Source organism: Thalassospira sp. HF15, from assembly GCF_011806525.1.
GTDB lineage: Bacteria > Pseudomonadota > Alphaproteobacteria > Rhodospirillales > Thalassospiraceae > Thalassospira.
Genome location: NZ_JAAVKI010000009.1, coordinates 38,190 through 56,077 on the forward strand (window position 1 = coordinate 38,190; position 17,888 = coordinate 56,077).

Here is a 17,888-nt window from a genome sequence, read left to right on the forward strand (position 1 = left end):
TGTTGACTCAATGTTAGCGCTAACATTATGTTAGCGCTAACATTATAACACAACAGGGCAGTCCAAGAGTAAAACCCGCCCTGAAAATCAGTGAGTGTATCGAATTCAATGAACCGGCAAACGCAGTATGTCGTTGTCATGGGTGTGAGCGGATCCGGCAAAACCGAGGTCGCGCGTCGTCTGGCAAACCTGACGGATAGCATTTATCTGGACGCAGACGACCACCATCCAAGCACGAATGTAGAACACATGCGCCGTGGTCTTCCGCTGAATGATGACATGCGGTGGCCTTGGCTTGATGCGGTCGCCAAAGCGGCTCGCACGCAGGCCGGTTCACCTGCTGATGCCCAAACAACTCAGGCCGGTCGGGCCATTTTCATTGCCTGTTCTGCGCTGAAACGTCGCTATCGCGATGTACTGCGCACGCACCTGAACCCGATCACGTTTGTTTTTCTGGATGGCACACGCGAACTGATCCAGACGCGGCTTGAAACCCGTGTCGGTCATTTCATGCCATCCGCACTGTTAGACAGCCAGTTTGCAGATCTTGAACCGCCGGGGCCGGACGAGAATTGCGTGACTGTCTTTGTTGATGCCCCGCTTGAAACTGTTGTCGCCACGGCTTTGGACCGATTGGCGGAGCGTGAAGACGGCAGTTTTTCCTTTGTCAAAGAGAATACCGCCGGAAAATAAGGCACATTAGGGAGAAGATGAATGACCAAGACTCTTAAATCGCTTGCAGGTGCAGGCCTTATCGCAACCCTGATTGCAGCGTCGCCGCTTGGCGCCAATGCTCAGGATTTTACCCTCAAGATGCAGTCGAGTGATTCGGCAGGCGTTCCGAACTTTGTTCTGGAACAGGAATGGGCCGAACGTGTCGGCGTCATGACGGGTGGTCGCGTTTCTGTTGAAATGCTGCCGGTCAACTCGATCGTCGAACATGCCGAAACCCAGGACGCCATCGCTGCTGGCATTCTTGACGGCCACATCACCGACACCAGCTACTTCACCGGCAAGGACCCGGCCTTCGGCCTGATCGCCAACCCGGTTGGCGCATGGTCGGCACCGTCCGAAATGCTGCGCTTTGTTGAATATGGTGGCGGCAAGGAACTGATGAACAGCCTGCTTAACCCGCGTGGTTTGCAGTTCATCGGCGCCGTAACCCCGGGCCTGGAAGCATTTGTTTCCTCTGTTCCGCTTGATGGCGTTGCCGACCTCAAAGGCCTGAAGATGCGTGCCCCGGAAGGCATGGTTCAGCAGGTATTTGCCGCAGCCGGTGCGTCGCCGGTGAACATTCCGCAGTCCGAAGTGTTTACATCCCTTGATAAAAAAGTGATCGACGCTGCGGATGCGACCGTGTTCTCGACCAACCAGGCCATGGGTCTGCATGATGTTGCAAAACATCCGGTCTATCCGGGCTTCCACTCCATGCCGATGCTGGAAGTTTCGATCAACAAGACCAAGTGGGATTCCATGCCGGCAGATATCCAGGCCATCCTGGAAATGTCGGTCCGTGATCTGGCCCATGACATGGATGCACGTCTTGCCATGAAAGACATGGAAGCCGTGGCAGCTGCCCGTGCTGAAGGCGGCGTTACCATTCATAACTGGTCGGCTGAAGAACGTGCGAAGTTCCGCCAGATTGCCACCAGCCAGTGGGAAAAAGTCGCTGCACGTTCCGAAGATGCGCAGCGTGTTTACGATACCCTTGTCAAATACCTTAAGTCACAGGGTATGATCTAAGACAGATCAGCTTTTTCGCCGGCAGCAACGCGCCTTGTTGCTGTCGGCAAAATGCTGGAATACAATCCGGCTGGTTCCGTAACCCGAGACGTATCGGGACCAAAGGCCTCCCTCCTTGCCGGATTGTATTTCCTGTTGATGCAAGGAACGCAGTTATGTCTGACACCCCGCAACATGCACCGTTGCCAGAACTTCCCGAACTCGTAGAAAACACCGAACAGGCGACCGAGGTATCCGGTCTTCTGGGTCAGGTAATCACAAAGATCTCCAATGTTTTTGCCATTGGTTTTCTGATCTCCATGGCAACCCTGATTTATGAAATCGTGGCACGTCATGTTTTTGGCAGCCCGACCTTGTGGGCACATGAAACGACGACGTTTATCTGTGCGGTCGGATTTGTGTTTGGTGGCCTTTTTTGTGCTGCGCGCGACAAGCATATTCGTGTTGTGCTGCTCTATGACATTGCCGGACCGAAAATGCGCAAGACCCTTGATATCTTTATCTCGGTGATCTGCATGATCGCATCGGGCTTCTTTGCCTGGGCATCCTGGCTGATGGTCGAACGCGCCGTCTTTACCCCGACTGGCGACATTCATTTTGAAACGACCGGCAGTGCGTTCAACGCGCCCTACCCGGGCGTGCTCAAGGTATTTTTGTTGGTGGTTCTGATTGTCTTGATGGTTCAGTTTCTGGTTCAGGCCGTCAATTATGCCCGCAAGCCACCGATCATGCCCGCATCGCACACTTCAACCGAATAATCAGCGCGCCTCGTGCCCAATTCATTGATGCGCCTTGTTACGGCCTCGCCAAGCAGCGCAACAGGATACATTTAGATGTTTGATTTACAGTCCCTAGGCATCGAGTACGGCACACTTGCCATGTTCGTCATGCTGCTTGGTTTCCTGGTAACCGGCATGCCGTTGGCGTTTGTCACGCTGTTGATTGCCTTGATCTTTACCCTTGGCTGGTTTGGCCCGATGGCGGTGCCGCTGATTACCAGCCGGGTCTATTCATTTGTTTCATCCTTTGTTTTCGTCTCGGTGCCGATGTTCGTGCTGATGGCGGCGATCCTTGATCGATCAGGCATTGCGCGCGACCTGTTTGATGCCATGCGCCTGTTTGGCGGCAGGCTCAAGGGGGGCGTTGCCGTTCAGACGATCTTTGTTGCGGTTATTCTGGCCGCCATGAGCGGTATTATCGGCGGCGAGATTGTTCTGCTTGGCCTGATTGCCCTGCCCCAGATGCTGCGACAGGGCTATGACAAGAACCTTGCTATCGGGGTGGTCTGTGCCGGCGGGTCGCTGGGCACCATGGTGCCACCATCGATTGTTCTGATCATTTATGGCCTGACCGCAAACGTTTCGATTGGCGATCTGTTTACCTCGGCCTTTTTACCGGGCTTCATGCTCGCGGGTTTCTATGTCGCCTACGTGCTGTTTCGTTCTTACACGGGCGACAACATCGCCCCACCGCCGCAGACTGAAAAAATCCCGCGCGAAGAAAAAGTACGCCTGCTCAAGGGGCTTTTCCTGCCCATTCTGGTCGTGTTCTGTGTTCTTGGATCGATTTATGGCGGCATCGCCTCAGTGACCGAGGCCTCGGCCGTTGGTGTGGCCGGTGTGATTGCCTCGACCATTTTGCGCCGTGAATTTTCACTTACCATGCTTAAAGGCGCGGCAGTTCAAACGCTTTCGACCTGTGGCATGATTGTCTGGATCGGGATCGGGGCATCCGCCCTTGTCGGCGTGTTTAACCTGATGGGCGGCATCCGCTTTGTATCGGGCCTGATTACCGGCATCTCCGAAGATCCGACCATCATCATCCTGTTCATGATGCTGATCCTGTTCGTGCTGGGCATGTTCCTGGATTGGGTGGGTATCGCCCTTTTGACCATGCCGATCTTTGTGCCGATCGTAAAACAGCTTGGATTTGACCCGGTCTGGTTTGGCGTGCTGTTTGCCATGAACATGCAGGTCAGCTTCCTGTCCCCGCCGTTTGGGCCTGCGGCCTTTTACCTGAAATCGGTCGCGCCACCCGACATATCACTGGGCGATATTTTCAAATCGCTTCTGCCGTTTATCTGCCTGCAGATTTTGGCGGTCGCCCTTCTGATCATCTTCCCGGGCCTTGCCGGGGGTTAAGACCACCAAACAAAAAAAGGGTAGAGACATGGCTCCGCCCTTTTTTTGGTCTTCTGAGGCCAACTGATCTGAACACAAACCGGCGGTCAGAATAATCTAATTGAACTCATGTGCTTCTAGAAACATTGCCTGCGCCAAACTATCGAAAAACTGCTGGTAAGGCACTGGATCACTAATCGCCTGCATGTTGTGTTGAGCACTTGCGCGCACCAGAGTTTGGCCCGCACCGTGCTGCCTCGCAGTGACCGTCATTTTAACAAGATAGTCGTTTACCTTTACTGCACTAACCAAACCGAGCTCGGTATCTGCTTTTTCGACGGTAAAGCCCAAGTCTTGTAGAGTGGCAATAACCGTCCTGGTCGTCAGGTTCTGATCAGACGTATCGAATACTCTTGATTGAACACTCCGCAAAGCTACCTGACTAGAATCCATCGAAAGGATCTGGTCTTTAGAATTGGTTTGGCATGCCGCCAGCGACACAAATAGCCCCGCAACAGTTAAAGACTTAAGCAATTTTGTAATCATACCTGATTGGCTTCCAAGAATAGTGATTGCGCGAGTTTATCAAAGAACTCTTGATAGACGCGTGCGTCTCGAACCTGCTCTCCACGTATGTAGCGTGGATCCATACCTGTCGAGATATCTTGCAAAGTCGCACGAACGCGAACTTTAGATTCAGTCACTTTGAAGGTCGTTACCGTAATTCGGACATCTCTTCCAGCGAAGAGACCAAAACCCGACTTGCCTTTCTGAGCCGAAATCAAGCCTTGAGCCATATTCGTTTCTGTCACTTTGAAGCCAGTATCCAGTAGAACTCCAACAACAGCCTGAAGAACCAACGTCTCGTCACCCGTCTCAAACATACGGCTGTCAATCTTCCGCTGTTGGACTTGCGAAACTTCTGATGAAAACGCCGCCATCTGATTACCTTTGGTTACACAAGCAGAAACCAGAAATGGAGCGAGCAGCAAAAGAAACAGGTGTTTTTTCATCGTGAAATCAGAAGCTGCTGTAACGATACGCAAAATCGCGAACTTTGTTCTCATGATCATATTTGATTACGATCGTCAGGGTCTTTTGAGTTGTTGATGAAGCACCGGAACTGCTCGAATATCCTACCCCACCAGCACCGCCCGCGATGCCAGCTCCAACACCTGCTCCACCTAACACTAGAGCATTCACGCCACCGCTTGATGTCGAGTAGACTTGTTGCGTTGAGATTTTGTCGTAAACCCAGTTTTCCCGTCGCTCACTATCTGTGGTTACCATGTTCGGGGAACCAAGAACCAAAACCACTTCGCTAGACGACATACCGATTTTGATTTCACGTTGAACAGTTCCGACAGTCAGACGTTCATCAGTAGCCGATGCAGCTTGAACATCTGCACTATGGGTCTGAACCGATTTGCAGCCAGCCAAGGTCAAGATAGATAAGCCTACGACCATACCGGCTAGCTTCATCCTGTAAAACATCTGCGATCCCTTATGTTAAGTTATTGCTGCTCAAGACTGTCCTGCGTTTTCTGATCAACACTCAGTTGCTCTTCTTCCTCGGCAGTCAGCTCTTCATCCATTGCTTCCAGAAACAATGCTTCCGACAACGGCTCAAAAAACCGTTGTTGATAAAATTCGGGAGCGTCCACTTGCATTGGCGCTAGGTTTGGCGCTGTTTGAACAACAGCATTTGCACGAACAACACTCTGCTCTTCCCCCCGTGCTGCTACAGACGCAGTCAGATCCAGTTTGGCAAGCTTGTTACCACTCACAACACCAGCTTCAGGGTCAACCGAAGTAATCGCGTAGCCAAGATCGAGCATTACAGCCAATACCGCGCGATAAACTTTCGGCTGATCGTCAGTGTCATACACACGACTCTGGATCGAGCGCATTTCTAGCGCGCTTTTTTGACTTAAGATGACTTCCTGTGTGGTTTGGCAGGCACCAAGAGCAAGAACACCGCAGATCAGGAAAACTATCTTCAGATGTCTGGAAATCATAGCGTATGCGCCTCCAAGAATAGGCTTTCCGAAAGACGATCAAAGAACTCCTGATATATTTCTTGGTCTTTGATTACCTCTGCGCGCCAGAGCAGTCCTTGGTTATTTGTAATGTGTCGATCAAAAATCACCCGCACATTTGAACTGCCACCTGGTGCCTCACTCACCAGCAATGAAACATTGATCTTCTGACTCTCGTCGTAAACGACCTGATGATAAGAACCTGCCAAACCCGCCAATATCGCAAGAAATACCTGTCCAGCCACTTCCCCGGTTTCGACTGCGTCCCTCTCCTTTGAGGCAGCGAGAACACCATAACCGCCCGAGGAGGCGGTGACATTAAAGCCCAAGTCCTGCAAGGTTGCAGCCGATGCGGCAACAATACGTTTGGCCTCTAGAGTATCAAAAGAACGTTGCTGAATCGCACGGAGAGATACTGTTGTTTCGCCCTCATCAAGAGGTGGTGCCCCGATTTGCATTGCGTATTCGTTGTGCGTCACACATGACGCAAGCATCAGAGCACACAAGATCACGGTTCCCGCTCTGCCTGCAAACTTCTTCATACCGTTTCCCCCTGAAAACCGGAAACCATACCCACCATAATCGAGCAACAGACTAAAGCAGATTTGAACATCTGGCTCAACAACTCTGACAAGAACAAACGACAGATTTCCTTGTGATAATTGCAACAATATTATTCACGACAGGATTTACTATCCTCAAGGAGGGCTGTTTTCGCAATTGATCTGAACGAAAAAGGCGGAGCCAATTGACTCCGCCTTTTTCTCTTGTGAGCAACCAGGGTAAGACAACCGCCCCCTAAAGATGAAGCGATATGAACTACCTAATCCGCAACCGCGAAGCGCATGGTGACGAATTCCTCCGCCGCCGACGGATGAACCGCAACGGTCTGATCGAACTGGGCCTTGGTTGAGCCCATGCGGACTGCAATGCCGATGCCCTGAATGATTTCAGCCGCATCCGGGCCAACCATGTGCGCGCCCAGCACCACATCGGTGGTTTTATCGACAATAAGTTTCATCAGGGTTTTTTCATCACGGCCCGAAAGCGTGTGGCGCATTGGCTTGAAGGTCGATTTATAGATTTCGACATCCTTGCCTTTATCGCGTGCTTCTTCCTCTGTCAGGCCAACAGTGCCAACCGGTGGCTGGCTGAAAACAGCAGTCGGGATGGCCTGATAGGACATTGACCATGGCTTACCGCCATAAACCGTATCGGCAAAGGCCATGCCTTCCTTGATCGCAACCGGGGTCAGTTGCACGTGATCGCGCACATCACCAACGGCATAAATGTTGGGCACGCTGGTCTGCAGCCCGGCATTGGTTTTGATGGCACTTCTGTCATTGAGTTCCACACCGGCCTGCTCAAGGCCCAGACCATGGGTTTTGGGTTCGCGCCCCGTGGCAAACATGATGGCATCGACTTCCTGATGGCCACCGCCGGTCAGCGTCAGAGTCAATGAACCGTCATCATTCTTCTCAATCGCCGTGACATTGGTATTCAGGCGCAGATCAATGCCCTTTTTAACGATCTCCTCGGCCAGATGATTGCGGATATCATTGTCAAAGCCGCGCAGGATCTGCTCACCGCGATAGAACTGGGTTACGTTCGCGCCAAGACCAGCGAAGATACCGGCAAACTCAACCGCGATATAGCCGCCCCCCACAACCGCGATCCGTTCGGGCAGATCTTCAAGATGGAAGGCCTGATTGGAAGAAATCGCATGTTCGATGCCCGGAATGTCGGGCATCACCGGCGTCCCGCCAACAGCAATCAGGATGCGCTCGGCCGTGACCGTCTTGCCGCCAACATCAAGGGTATGAGCATCCTTGAGAACCGCACGGTTTTCAAACAGTTCGACATTTGAGCCGGCCAGAAGCTTTTTATAGATGCCATTGAGACGATTGATCTCGGCATCCTTGTTGGCGATCAGGGTCTTCCAGCTAAAGCTGGGCTCGCCCGGAAGGGTCCATCCATAGGCTGATGCGTCTTCAAAATCCTCGGCAAAGTGTGCGCCATAGACCAGCAGTTTCTTGGGCACACAGCCGCGGATCACGCAGGTCCCACCGACCTGACTTTCTTCGGCAATGGCGACCTTTGCGCCATATCCCGATGCGACACGGGCGGCACGCACGCCCCCCGATCCGGCACCGACAACAAACAAATCAAAATCATAGTCCGACATGCGGAAATTCCTGTTTTGGGTCAATTGACAACATGGCGCCAAATGTAGGGCGAATTTGCCAAGAGTCGAGGCAAAACCCGGTAATATCGGCGTAAAAATTGTGTGATGCAGGCTATCACAGTGGCTCAACACACCTTGGTGACAAAGATACCAACGGGCGTTAGCATTTTTAAACTTTCGCCCTATATGATTAGGGTCAGGACCCATTAATTTGGTTTAAATGGTTCACCGAATTTGTGCGGATACGCGAAGCAAAACCGCAGGAAGATATTTATCTTTCAAGGTTTTACGACAAAGTAGCCCGTGCAAATCCGGTTAATCCGAAGGACAGACGTTATATTTGCAAACTCCTGCGTCAAACCCCTTGGCCGGGATACCAGCCCACCCTGCGGGCTTTTCCTTGGGTTTTACAAATATAACGTCTGCCATTTAAATCAAATTAATGGGTCCTGACCCTAAAAAGACGCGATGGGGATTGCGACAACTTGATAGGATTTTATCCATGAACGACCATATCCACGGTCAGGATGCGTCTTTTGACACGGCACCGCGCTACACTGACGAGCGCGGCGGGAACACGGCCCTTGTTTGCTATGGGCTGATGATCGCAACCCTGTTTACGGCGTTTGCCACAGGCTTTATCGCGCTGATTGTGTCCTATATCGCGCGTGAAGACGACAATCACTGGACCAACAGTCACTACACATTTGTGATCCGCACATTCTGGATCAGCATTCTCTACGCCATTATCACCGGGTTCTTCTTTGTTGTGATCGGCTGGGTACCGCTGATTGGCTGGGCCTTTATGGGCCTGATGGGGCTTTACACCACCGCCTGGTTTATCGGGCGCAATGTGATCGGGCTCTTGCGCGCGCTTAACGGGCGTCCGATTGACAACCCGCAAAGCTGGTTCTTTGGCTGATTGCCTGAATTCAGGTGCAATCGGCAACAAGCTGTTTTGTCCGATTGCACCGGACTCCCCGGCCCGCTAAGGTTGGCCGATATACAAAACTGGATACGGACAGGGGTTTAACAGTGGCGTCGTCTGCGCAAGGGTCTGGCGATAAAATGCGCTGGGAAGATCTTCTTTCTTCTCATCGGCTTGAATTCAAGGATGGCAAAATTCGCCTGCCCGAAGGTGCCCCCTATCCGACACCGGATGGCCGAAGCCCGTTTCAGATTGATGTCGACCGGGTGATTTTTTCATCCTCCTTCCGCCGTCTGCAAAACAAAACGCAAGTACATCCCCTTTCGGAAAATGATCATGTCCATACCCGCCTGACCCACACGATTGAGGTCGGCTCGGTCGGACAATCATTGGGCCTTATGGCCGGTGCGCATATCGTCAAGAACCTGCCAAAGGAATCGGAAACGACGGTGGCCGATATCGGCTATATGGTTCAGGCAGCCTGCCTTGCGCACGATATCGGCAACCCTCCATTCGGCCATTCCGGCGAAGACGCCATCAATGAATGGTTCACCACATCGCGCCTTGCCAAGGATGAACTGACATCGCGCCTGTCAGGGCCGGAGCTTGAAGACCTGCGTCATTTCGAAGGCAATGCGCAAGGTTTGCGCATCATCAGCCAGCTTGAAATGAAACGCTTTGACGGTGGGCTTAACCTGACCTACGGCACGCTTGGCAGCTTTATCAAATATCCGCGCAGCACCTCTGTCCCCGATGCGCGCCGCAAGGAATACACAGGCCTTAAAAAACCCGGCTATTATCAGGCAGAGCGCGACATTGCGTATGCAATTGCACGTGTCTGCGGCCTGTCACCGCTTGAAGGATTTGATGGCGCATGGCGACGTCATCCGCTGGTCTACCTGGTCGAGGCGGCTGATGATATTTGCTACTCGGTTGTCGATCTGGAGGATGGCTGGGAATTGGGTTGTGTGAGTTTCGAGGAAGTCGAACGCGCGCTCGCGCCGATTGCCCGTCATCCGGAAAAATATGATGGCGATGCCGAACAACGCTGGAAAGATCTGCGTGCCGAGGATTGGTATGCGGAAAAATCCGAAGACGACAGGATTGGTTTCCTGCGTGGCAAGGCGATTGGCAATCTGGTCAAGGCCGCTGTTGATGCCTTCATCGAACATGAAGATGCGTTGCTTGCCGGAACCATCGAAGGCGATCTTCTGGCAAATACTCCGCTTGGTCCCTATGCCAAGGCGTGCAAGAAACTCGCCGTACAAAAGATCTATAATGCGCCGCATGTCCTGCCGATTGAAATGGCCGGGTTTGAAGTCATCAATGGGCTGCTTGATAGCTTTGTGCGCGCGGCAATTGATATTGACGAGCATAAAAATCACGGCAAACGCCTGCCGCCACAAGCGGACCGCATCGACAAGCTTTTATCCGGCAAGCTGATGGCAGCCCCGGACCTGTATAGTCGCCTGATGCGGGTCATGGATTATATTTCCGGCATGACAGACCGCTATGCGGTGACGCTATTTCGAAAGCTTCAGGGCATTACGATCTAACAAAAAACCCGGCCAGATGGCCGGGTTTTTTGTTAAAGCCTGATTGGGCTTAGATAATGTAGTGAATGCCGCATTCGGTTTTGTCCTGCCCGGCCCAACGCCCGGCACGGACATCGGTCGTGTTGGGGTCAACACGTTCGGTGCAGGGCATGCAGCCAATTGACAGGAACCCTTCGGCCTGCAGCGGATGACGCGGCAGCGCGCGATGTTCAAAGATGTCATCGATGTCTTCGCGCTGATAGCCCGCCAGCGGATTGATCTTGATGCGCGATCCTGCCGGTTCAATTACCGGCAAAGCATCACGTTCCCCACCATGGAAACGTTTGCGCCCCGTCAGCCAGGCATCATAGCCTTCAAGCGCGCGCTGAAGCGGCTCCACCTTGCGCAAATAGCAGCATTTCGGCACATCGGAGGCGAACAACATCCCGTCAGGGTCCTCGGCCTTAAGCTTCTTTTCGTCCGGACGCATAATCTTGATGTTGGTCAGGCCCAGTTGATCAACCAACTGCTCGCGATAGGTATGGGTTTCACCAAACAGTTTCCGGGTATCCAGAAAGATCACCGGCAAGTTCGGATCAACTTCCGCGACCAGTGCCAGAAGTGCCGCGGCCTCGGTCCCAAAGGACGAGGTCATGGTGATGCGACCATTGAACTCTTCGTGCACCATCGGTTCGATCAGCGACACACCTTGAAGGTGACCATATTGATCAAGCAGACGGGCAGCGCGATCGTTTGCTTCCTCAACAGACATGGAGCCGCCGGTGACGATGTCTTCTTCGCGCATGACATTCATGGCAGCCACCTCCGCTGATCGATGTATTCATCGGTCTTGCGCAGAAGGGTTTGCATATCAGCCCCGTCGGCCTTCCATTTCTCACGCTGTTTGGACAATTCACGCAGACGTTGGTCCCAGCTTGGCACCAGCCATTTTTCAAGGGCGCGGCGGATCCGACCGGCAAGACGCGGGCTGTGGCCGTTGGTCGACACCGTGATCATCAGATCACCGCGCTGAACGCGCGCGGGTGACGAAAAATCACAGTATTGTTTTACGTCCTCGACATTGGCAATCGTACCGACGGCCTTGGCAGTGGATGCCAGCTCAGCTGCCTTTTTCAGGTCAATGTCGATGATAAACATGATCGAGGCCGCATTAATATCGGCCGAATTCGGCAAATAGCGCTGCAACCGGTCACCGGCCTGATCGACCAGTTCGGGTATCGGGTCTTCAGAATAGACGGTGACGTATTTTGCCCCATCACCGTCAAACTGGCGCAAACGGTTCAGGGTGGCCTGACCGTTGCCAACCAAAGCGACCGAAAGTCGCGTCAGGTCCAGATTGATGGGAAACATCGTCGATCCTCGAGTAGCGGGTTTCTCTCTATTACCCATCACTATGAGTGTGGTTATTTATTTATTCAATACATTTTTTATGTGTTTTATCTTTAAATAACATAAATTATTTGTGGTTATTTGCCCACCCCGCACTGATCCATTTGCCCCGACCTTCGCGTAAAGCTTTTTCTGCAATTCTTGCAAAATCGCCCTATATTGGGCCAAATTTCAAAACCCGTCCGACAGAAGATACCGACAAGAGAGCGTCCAGATGTCCAGCAGTGCCTCCCCCGCCCTGTCCGAAGTCAGCCTTGCGCAACCACAGGCCAACAAGAACGTCGCCATCTGGCTGTTTTCCTGTGCGGCGATGGTATTCATCATGGTGGTGATCGGTGGATTGACGCGCCTGACAGAATCCGGGCTTTCCATTGTTGAATGGCGGCCCTTCACCGGTATCATTCCGCCGATGAATGAAGCGGACTGGCAGGCGCTGTATATCAAATACAGCCAGTATCCGGAGTTTCAGAAAATCAACGCCTGGATGTCGGTCGAGGATTTCAAATCGATCTTCTGGCTGGAATTCATCCACCGCCTTTGGGGACGGCTGATCGGGGTGGTGTTCTTCATCCCGTTCGTCTGGTTCCTGGCGAAAAAGTCAATTGACCGCGCCACCAAGTGGAAGCTCTGGGGGCTGTTCATCCTCGGTGGTCTGCAAGGCCTGATGGGCTGGTACATGGTGATGAGCGGTCTGGTCGATCGCCCGGATGTCAGCCAGTATCGCCTGACTGCTCATTTCGGACTGGCACTGGTGATTTTCATCGCGCTGCTTTGGGTCGCGTTGCAACAGCTTAGCCCACGTATCGCAACAACCGCATCTTCAACGCGCGCGTGGCAGTTATTGGGCCTGATCGTGTTCACCGCCCTGTCCGGGGGCTTTGTTGCCGGCCTCAATGCCGGGCATGTTTACAACACCTTCCCTCTGATGGATGGACAACTGATCCCTGATGGCCTGTTCGTGTTTGATCCGGCCTGGCGGGCCCCGTTTGAAGATCACATGACAGTTCAGTGGGATCATCGCTGGCTGGCAAAGCTGACCTTTGTGATGGTACTGATCTTCTGGTGGCGGGCTGGCAAATGGGACCTCACCGCCAATCAACGCTTTGCCACCCATCTGGTCCTGCTTGCAGCCTGCCTTCAGGTTACCCTTGGTATTTCAACGCTTCTGAGTGTTGTATGGCTGCCACTTGGTGTGGCGCATCAGGCCGGTGCAGTTGTCTTGGTTGGTACTGCAACCTATGCGGCCTACAAACTGCGTAACGCCGATTAAGCTGAGAAGCCGCCGGACTTAGTCATCTGATCGATGCAGCGCCTTGCGGATGCGGTGCATCGAGAACCAGATTGCGCCCAGCACCAGCGGCACGGCAACCCCGGTGGCAACCCGGTCATTGATCGGGACGCCGGTATCCTTGATCGCCTTGAACAGATAGCCCAACAACCCGACCGCATAATAGGTGATGGCGGCAACCGACAGCCCTTCGACGGTTTGTTGCAAGCGCAGCTGCAATTTCACGCGCCGATCCATACTGGCCAGAAGATCACGGTTTTGCGCTTCAAGCAGGATATCAACGCGGGTCCGCAACAGGTTGTTGGCACGCGCAACACGCTTTGACAGAACTTCCAACCGATCCCCGATATTCTGGCAGGTCCGCATGGCCGGGGCCAATCGACGTTCGAGAAATTCGGCAATCGTTTGCATGCCCTCGATCCGTTCTTCGCGGAGTTCGCCCAACCGGGCCTGAACGATGCGGTAATAGGCGCGCGCCGCGCTGAAGCGGTAATTAAGTGACGCTGCCATTTCCTCTGTCTGGGCGGCAAGGTCGGTCAGTTTCGCCAGAGTTTCTTCATCGTTGGTCTGGGTCTTGCTGGCCATTTCAGCGGTAATTTCCGACAGGCGGGTATCAATTTCCGAAACCTTTGGCGTCGCGGTATGCGCCAGCGGGAAGGCAAGCAGGGCCATCATACGATAGACCTCAATTTCCTTGAGACGCTGCACCAGACGCCCGGCCTGAAGATGCTCCAGGCCGCAATCCTTGATCAGGATACGGCCAAACCCGTCACCATGCAGGCGAAAATCTGTCCAGACCTGTGCGGTGCCCCCCAATATCCGGCTTCCCGTCAGGCCGTTATGATCAAACAGCCGGGACAGTTCATCTTCGCCACGGTCGGCCTTGTCGACAACGATGTGCAAGCCAACCAGCAACTGTCCGGGGGTTTCATCCAGCCAGTCACGCGGCACAAGATTGATCACCGGGTCATCAAACGGATTGTCGAACGGTTCGGTCCGCTTGAACACATACACCGTGAATTCCGCATGCCGTTCCCAGATCACGGAAAACCCGTCACAGGCAGCTTCAAAATATTTCTGATCTGCAGCTGGTGGCGTCAGGCTATAGCGTTTGCAAAATGCGGTGAAATGATCGCGCACCGCCTGATCAAGGTCTTCGCCCGTTTGAAAGGCAAGGCAAGAACAGCGTGCCGGACTCGTCACCCCGCCAAATGGCCGGGCATGGATTTCATTATGAAGGGCGACGCGCTGGGGATGTTCGACAAACATTGCCACGGGCTTTCATAATTGGTTATTGCGGTCTATATAAACCACTCGGGCCGTCGCACAGCTCTGTGCCCGAACAAGTACCTGTATAGACGAAAGTCGAAGGCACTAGAAACCCTAAATTGAGTAAGGGAAAATACTGCCTTAACTGGAATATTATACCGGGAAAGACATTTTCTCTGGCCGAACGATCCCGGCCCCAAGGAGGTTCCATGACCGATCTTCGCACCACCGACAATCTGTTTTTCGCCAAAGGGGATCTTGATCGCGACCGGCTTGAAACACAGGTCAATGATGCGCTTAACGCTGCCGAAGACGGGGAACTTTTCCTTGAATATCGCCAATCCGAAAGCCTTGTCTGGGATGATGGCCGGTTGCGCAGTGCGAACTTTGATACCGCACAGGGCTTTGGCCTGCGCGCTGTTGCTGATGAAGCCACCGCCTTTTCGCATTCCAACGAACTGTCCAATGATGCGGTGGCGCGTGCAGCCGAGACCGTCAAGGCGGTTGGATCGGGCCGTTCGGGCAAGGTCGATCTGGGGTCGATTGGCACCAACATTTCGCTTTATTCGGACGTGAACCCGCTGGGTGAAGCCACCTTCGAGGCCAAGGTCGATCTGCTGGCGCAAATTGATGCCTATGCCCGGTCACGCGATCCGCGTGTCGTGCAGGTTTCGGCATCGATTTCCGGAAACTGGCAGGCTGTTCAGATCTGGCGTTCCGGCGGACAGCGCATTGGCGATATTCGCCCGCTGGTCCGTTTCAACGTCTCGGTCGTTGTCAAGCAGGGCGACCGTATGGAAACCGGATCGCACGGTGAAGGCGGTCGTATTGGCTATGACGGGTTCTTTGATGAAAAAACCTGGAAAAAGGCCGTTGATGAGTCGCTTCGTCAAGCTGTTGTGAACCTTGATTCGGTCGCCGCCCCTGCGGGTGAAATGACCGTGGTGCTTGGACCGGGTTGGCCGGGCATTCTGTTGCATGAAGCAATCGGTCACGGGCTTGAGGGCGATTTTAACCGCAAGGGCACGTCTGCGTTTGCAGGGCTGCTGGGCCAGCGGATTGCATCGCCCGGCGTGACCGTGGTGGATGATGGCACGATCCATGACCGCCGCGGGTCGCTTTCGATTGATGATGAAGGCACCCCGACCCAGCAAACCGTCCTGATCGAGGATGGTATCCTCAAGGGCTTCATGCAGGACCGCCTCAATGCGCGCCTGACCGGGGTAAAATCCACCGGCAACGGGCGCCGTCAATCATACGCCCATGCCCCGATGCCGCGCATGACCAACACCTATATGCTGGGCGGCGACAAGGAGCCGGACGAAATTCTGGCCTCGGTCAAAAACGGTATCTATGCCGTTAACTTTGGTGGCGGTCAGGTCGACATTACATCCGGCAAGTTCGTGTTCTCTGCATCGGAAGCCTATCTGATTGAAAACGGCAAGCTTGGTGCGCCGGTCAAGGGTGCGACCCTGATCGGCAACGGTCCAGACAGCCTGACCAAGGTTTCCATGGTCGGCAATGACATGGCGCTTGATGACGGCATTGGCACCTGCGGCAAGGATGGGCAGGGCGTACCTGTTGGTGTCGGGCAACCAACGCTCCGCATTGATGGTCTTACCGTCGGCGGAACTGCGGTATAACCTTGGGTGACCTACGGATAGGCGACATACTACCTTCCGATAATTTATTTATTCGGAAGGTTACAAAACCTATCCGTGGGAGGGCCCCCACACCAACCTGCCGAATGGCTATCCCTGCCTTTTTAAAGACCATAATCTGATTTGATCGTTTCCAAACAGGTTATGGTCCCCCATCGGGTTTCGTCACGAACCTTTCCACGTGATATTCCTTTACCCCGATGACTGCCATGACCTGCCAACGGCAGGAAAGCAGTTTGACTACAGGCAGATGGCAGTACGTTACCGCGCTTGTCGCAGCAGGTTTGACGTCACTTGCAATCGGAACAACCGAAGTTCGTGCGCAACAAAGTATTGATGTGCGCACAGATGAAGCACGCCAGTTTTCCGAAGATTTCGACCGATTGACCGACGTCACCGCGCGGGCAAACTTTCTGCTGCGTACCGATGATGGCGGCGACATCACCTATGCTGATATCCTGGCCAATCCTGATGACATTGTTCTGAATTTCCGCTGGGCGAAGGCCCAACTGGCCCGTGGTGAGGTTCGGGGTGCGTCGGCAACACTTGAACGTATTCTTGTGCTTGATCCCGATCTTGCGCCGGTGCGGCTTTACTACGCGATCGTGCTCTACCGACTTGATAGCCTGGACGAAGCCCGCAGCCAGTTCGAGCGCCTGCTAAAAATGGATATCTCGCCCGAGGTCGAAAGCAATATCAGACAATATGTCAGCGCCATTGAACGCCGCCGCAAACGTCTGTCGCAAAGCCTTACCCTGACACTGGGAAGCCAGATCGACAGCAACCGTAATTCAGCCCCGAACGACAAGGTCCAGCTTCTGACCGGCACGCCAACCACCATCACTTCAAGCAGCGACAAACCCAATAACGACATCGCCTATATTGGTGCCCTCCGCTACGACGTCAGCTATGACCTTGGCTATCAGGAAGGTCACGAAATTTTCGCCGGTATAACCGGCTATGGCAGTGATCAGGTCCAACTTGATGCGCTTGATCTTGGCTCGTTCTCGGCTGATGTCGGTGCGCGCATTCGCGGCGGCTACTGGATGCTGACGCCAACGCTGAGCCAAACCGCCCAGTCACTTTCGCGCGAAAAGTATCTGACGGCGCGCACCGGCCGCCTGCGCCTCGACTGGAACCTTCGCCCGTTCTTTAACCTTAATGGCGATGTCAGCTATTCCGATGAGCGCTATCAGAACACCTCTGAATCCAGCGCACTTCGCCTGCATTCAGGGCAACGATACGGCGCGCGCATCGGGGCAAACTATAACTGGTCACCAAACAACCGCACGACTGTGAACCTGACAGGCGGGATGAAGGAAGCCGCAAGAAACTATTACAGTTACAATAGCTTGAGCGGCGAGCTGATCCATGCTTATCTGTTTGGCGGGGGAAGTTACATCAGCGGCAGCATCCGTTATGGCATGGACCAGTATCGCGATCCGGATTTCCTGACGACCGGCAACTCGCCGCAACACCGCACGGATCGCACGACCCGGACCCGCCTGACATATGGTGCACCGCTGTCAAACATAATGCCGACCGACTTGTTTGGGGATAGCGAAACGGCAAATCAGATACTTGGCTTTCTGGCACCGATCAACTGGTCGATCACCGGAGAGTATCTGAACACAAAATCAAACATTCCCAACTACGAATACCATAATGCACGTGCACAGGTATTTCTGACACGCCGCTGGGAGTTCTAGT

At 53.6% G+C, this 17,888-nt stretch carries 18 protein-coding genes; 9 read left to right on the forward strand and 9 right to left on the reverse strand.

Features of this window, described 5'->3' with window-relative positions; genetic code table 11:
* Positions 1-108 precede the first annotated feature (108 nt).
* From HED22_RS18325 to HED22_RS18340, 4 genes are all read left to right on the forward strand, one after another.
* Entirely contained in the window at positions 109-693 is a 585-nt protein-coding gene (locus tag HED22_RS18325; protein WP_167724979.1) for a gluconokinase, read from the forward strand.
* A gap of 21 nt (positions 694-714) precedes the next feature.
* Positions 715-1,743: a TRAP transporter substrate-binding protein gene (locus HED22_RS18330; protein ID WP_167724981.1), complete on the forward strand. Its 1,029-nt coding sequence runs from the start codon at positions 715-717 to the stop codon at positions 1,741-1,743.
* 155 nt (positions 1,744-1,898) lie between these two features.
* On the forward strand, positions 1,899-2,501 hold the full coding sequence (locus HED22_RS18335) for a TRAP transporter small permease subunit (protein ID WP_167724983.1): 603 nt from the start codon (positions 1,899-1,901) through the stop codon (positions 2,499-2,501).
* A gap of 75 nt (positions 2,502-2,576) precedes the next feature.
* Positions 2,577-3,884, forward strand: coding sequence for a TRAP transporter large permease subunit (locus HED22_RS18340; RefSeq protein ID WP_167724986.1), 1,308 nt, complete (start codon positions 2,577-2,579; stop codon positions 3,882-3,884).
* Between the two features lie 96 nt (positions 3,885-3,980).
* Here HED22_RS18340 and HED22_RS18345 read toward each other — a convergent pair whose 3' ends face one another.
* The 6 genes from HED22_RS18345 to gor all read right to left on the reverse strand — a co-directional run bounded on the left by HED22_RS18345 (position 3,981) and on the right by gor (position 8,087).
* Complete coding sequence (locus HED22_RS18345) at positions 3,981-4,409, reverse strand: hypothetical protein (RefSeq protein ID WP_167724988.1); 429 nt, start codon at positions 4,407-4,409, stop codon at positions 3,981-3,983.
* The gene (locus HED22_RS18350; protein WP_167724990.1) at positions 4,406-4,876 is read right to left on the reverse strand and encodes a hypothetical protein; all 471 of its coding nucleotides are present in this window, start codon (positions 4,874-4,876) and stop codon (positions 4,406-4,408) included. Before HED22_RS18350 ends, HED22_RS18345 begins: the two co-directional genes overlap by 4 nt.
* Positions 4,877-4,883: 7 nt before the next feature.
* Entirely contained in the window at positions 4,884-5,357 is a 474-nt protein-coding gene (locus HED22_RS18355) for a hypothetical protein (RefSeq protein WP_254870280.1), read from the reverse strand.
* Positions 5,358-5,377: 20 nt separating this feature from the next.
* On the reverse strand, positions 5,378-5,881 hold the full coding sequence (locus tag HED22_RS18360; RefSeq protein ID WP_167724992.1) for a hypothetical protein: 504 nt from the start codon (positions 5,879-5,881) through the stop codon (positions 5,378-5,380).
* Positions 5,878-6,444 carry a hypothetical protein gene (locus HED22_RS18365; RefSeq protein WP_167724994.1) on the reverse strand — a complete coding sequence of 189 codons (567 nt, stop codon included), beginning with the start codon at positions 6,442-6,444 and terminating at the stop codon, positions 5,878-5,880. The genes HED22_RS18360 and HED22_RS18365 overlap by 4 nt, the downstream gene beginning before the upstream one ends.
* A 281-nt stretch (positions 6,445-6,725) precedes the next feature.
* A complete protein-coding gene (gene gor, locus HED22_RS18370; protein ID WP_167724996.1) occupies positions 6,726-8,087 on the reverse strand; it encodes a glutathione-disulfide reductase in 1,362 nt (453 codons plus the stop codon).
* A gap of 502 nt (positions 8,088-8,589) precedes the next feature.
* On the opposite strand from gor, the gene HED22_RS18375 reads away from it, so the two are divergent.
* Entirely contained in the window at positions 8,590-9,009 is a 420-nt protein-coding gene (locus HED22_RS18375; RefSeq protein ID WP_167724998.1) for a hypothetical protein, read from the forward strand.
* Positions 9,010-9,122: 113 nt separating this feature from the next.
* Positions 9,123-10,571, forward strand: a complete 1,449-nt coding sequence (locus tag HED22_RS18380) for a deoxyguanosinetriphosphate triphosphohydrolase (protein WP_368484517.1) — start codon at positions 9,123-9,125, stop codon at positions 10,569-10,571.
* 49 nt (positions 10,572-10,620) lie between these two features.
* Here HED22_RS18380 and HED22_RS18385 read toward each other — a convergent pair whose 3' ends face one another.
* Positions 10,621-11,364, reverse strand: a complete 744-nt coding sequence (locus tag HED22_RS18385) for a phosphoadenylyl-sulfate reductase (RefSeq protein WP_167725000.1) — start codon at positions 11,362-11,364, stop codon at positions 10,621-10,623.
* Positions 11,361-11,921, reverse strand: a complete 561-nt coding sequence (locus tag HED22_RS18390) for a bifunctional precorrin-2 dehydrogenase/sirohydrochlorin ferrochelatase (protein WP_167725002.1) — start codon at positions 11,919-11,921, stop codon at positions 11,361-11,363. Before HED22_RS18390 ends, HED22_RS18385 begins: the two co-directional genes overlap by 4 nt.
* A gap of 253 nt (positions 11,922-12,174) precedes the next feature.
* Here HED22_RS18390 and HED22_RS18395 point away from each other — a divergent pair, with 253 nt between their 5' ends.
* Entirely contained in the window at positions 12,175-13,230 is a 1,056-nt protein-coding gene (locus tag HED22_RS18395; protein ID WP_167725004.1) for a COX15/CtaA family protein, read from the forward strand.
* 18 nt (positions 13,231-13,248) lie between these two features.
* Here HED22_RS18395 and HED22_RS18400 read toward each other — a convergent pair whose 3' ends face one another.
* Positions 13,249-14,517: a DUF3422 family protein gene (locus tag HED22_RS18400; protein ID WP_167725166.1), complete on the reverse strand. Its 1,269-nt coding sequence runs from the start codon at positions 14,515-14,517 to the stop codon at positions 13,249-13,251.
* Between the two features lie 209 nt (positions 14,518-14,726).
* Here HED22_RS18400 and tldD point away from each other — a divergent pair, with 209 nt between their 5' ends.
* Positions 14,727-16,160: a metalloprotease TldD gene (tldD, locus tag HED22_RS18405; RefSeq protein WP_167725006.1), complete on the forward strand. Its 1,434-nt coding sequence runs from the start codon at positions 14,727-14,729 to the stop codon at positions 16,158-16,160.
* A gap of 254 nt (positions 16,161-16,414) precedes the next feature.
* Positions 16,415-17,887 (forward strand): tetratricopeptide repeat protein, encoded by a 1,473-nt coding sequence (locus tag HED22_RS18410; RefSeq protein WP_167725008.1) that lies wholly within the window; start codon positions 16,415-16,417, stop codon positions 17,885-17,887.
* Position 17,888 lies beyond the last annotated feature (1 nt).

What these genes read in the sequence shown, in the direction of transcription:
- HED22_RS18365 (WP_167724994.1), bottom strand. Translation starts at nt 6,444, where the DNA reads ATGAAGAAGTTTGCAGGCAGAGCGGGAACCGTGATCTTGTGTGCTCTG.
- HED22_RS18375 (WP_167724998.1), top strand. Translation starts at nt 8,590, where the DNA reads ATGAACGACCATATCCACGGTCAGGATGCGTCTTTTGACACGGCACCG.
- HED22_RS18360 (WP_167724992.1), bottom strand. Translation starts at nt 5,881, where the DNA reads ATGATTTCCAGACATCTGAAGATAGTTTTCCTGATCTGCGGTGTTCTT.
- HED22_RS18330 (WP_167724981.1), top strand. Translation starts at nt 715, where the DNA reads ATGACCAAGACTCTTAAATCGCTTGCAGGTGCAGGCCTTATCGCAACC.
- HED22_RS18345 (WP_167724988.1), bottom strand. Translation starts at nt 4,409, where the DNA reads ATGATTACAAAATTGCTTAAGTCTTTAACTGTTGCGGGGCTATTTGTG.
- HED22_RS18335 (WP_167724983.1), top strand. Translation starts at nt 1,899, where the DNA reads ATGTCTGACACCCCGCAACATGCACCGTTGCCAGAACTTCCCGAACTC.
- HED22_RS18395 (WP_167725004.1), top strand. Translation starts at nt 12,175, where the DNA reads ATGTCCAGCAGTGCCTCCCCCGCCCTGTCCGAAGTCAGCCTTGCGCAA.
- HED22_RS18355 (WP_254870280.1), bottom strand. Translation starts at nt 5,357, where the DNA reads ATGTTTTACAGGATGAAGCTAGCCGGTATGGTCGTAGGCTTATCTATC.
- HED22_RS18350 (WP_167724990.1), bottom strand. Translation starts at nt 4,876, where the DNA reads ATGAAAAAACACCTGTTTCTTTTGCTGCTCGCTCCATTTCTGGTTTCT.
- gor (WP_167724996.1), bottom strand. Translation starts at nt 8,087, where the DNA reads ATGTCGGACTATGATTTTGATTTGTTTGTTGTCGGTGCCGGATCGGGG.
- HED22_RS18390 (WP_167725002.1), bottom strand. Translation starts at nt 11,921, where the DNA reads ATGTTTCCCATCAATCTGGACCTGACGCGACTTTCGGTCGCTTTGGTT.
- HED22_RS18340 (WP_167724986.1), top strand. Translation starts at nt 2,577, where the DNA reads ATGTTTGATTTACAGTCCCTAGGCATCGAGTACGGCACACTTGCCATG.
- HED22_RS18385 (WP_167725000.1), bottom strand. Translation starts at nt 11,364, where the DNA reads ATGAATGTCATGCGCGAAGAAGACATCGTCACCGGCGGCTCCATGTCT.
- HED22_RS18325 (WP_167724979.1), top strand. Translation starts at nt 109, where the DNA reads ATGAACCGGCAAACGCAGTATGTCGTTGTCATGGGTGTGAGCGGATCC.
- tldD (WP_167725006.1), top strand. Translation starts at nt 14,727, where the DNA reads ATGACCGATCTTCGCACCACCGACAATCTGTTTTTCGCCAAAGGGGAT.
- HED22_RS18400 (WP_167725166.1), bottom strand. Translation starts at nt 14,517, where the DNA reads ATGTTTGTCGAACATCCCCAGCGCGTCGCCCTTCATAATGAAATCCAT.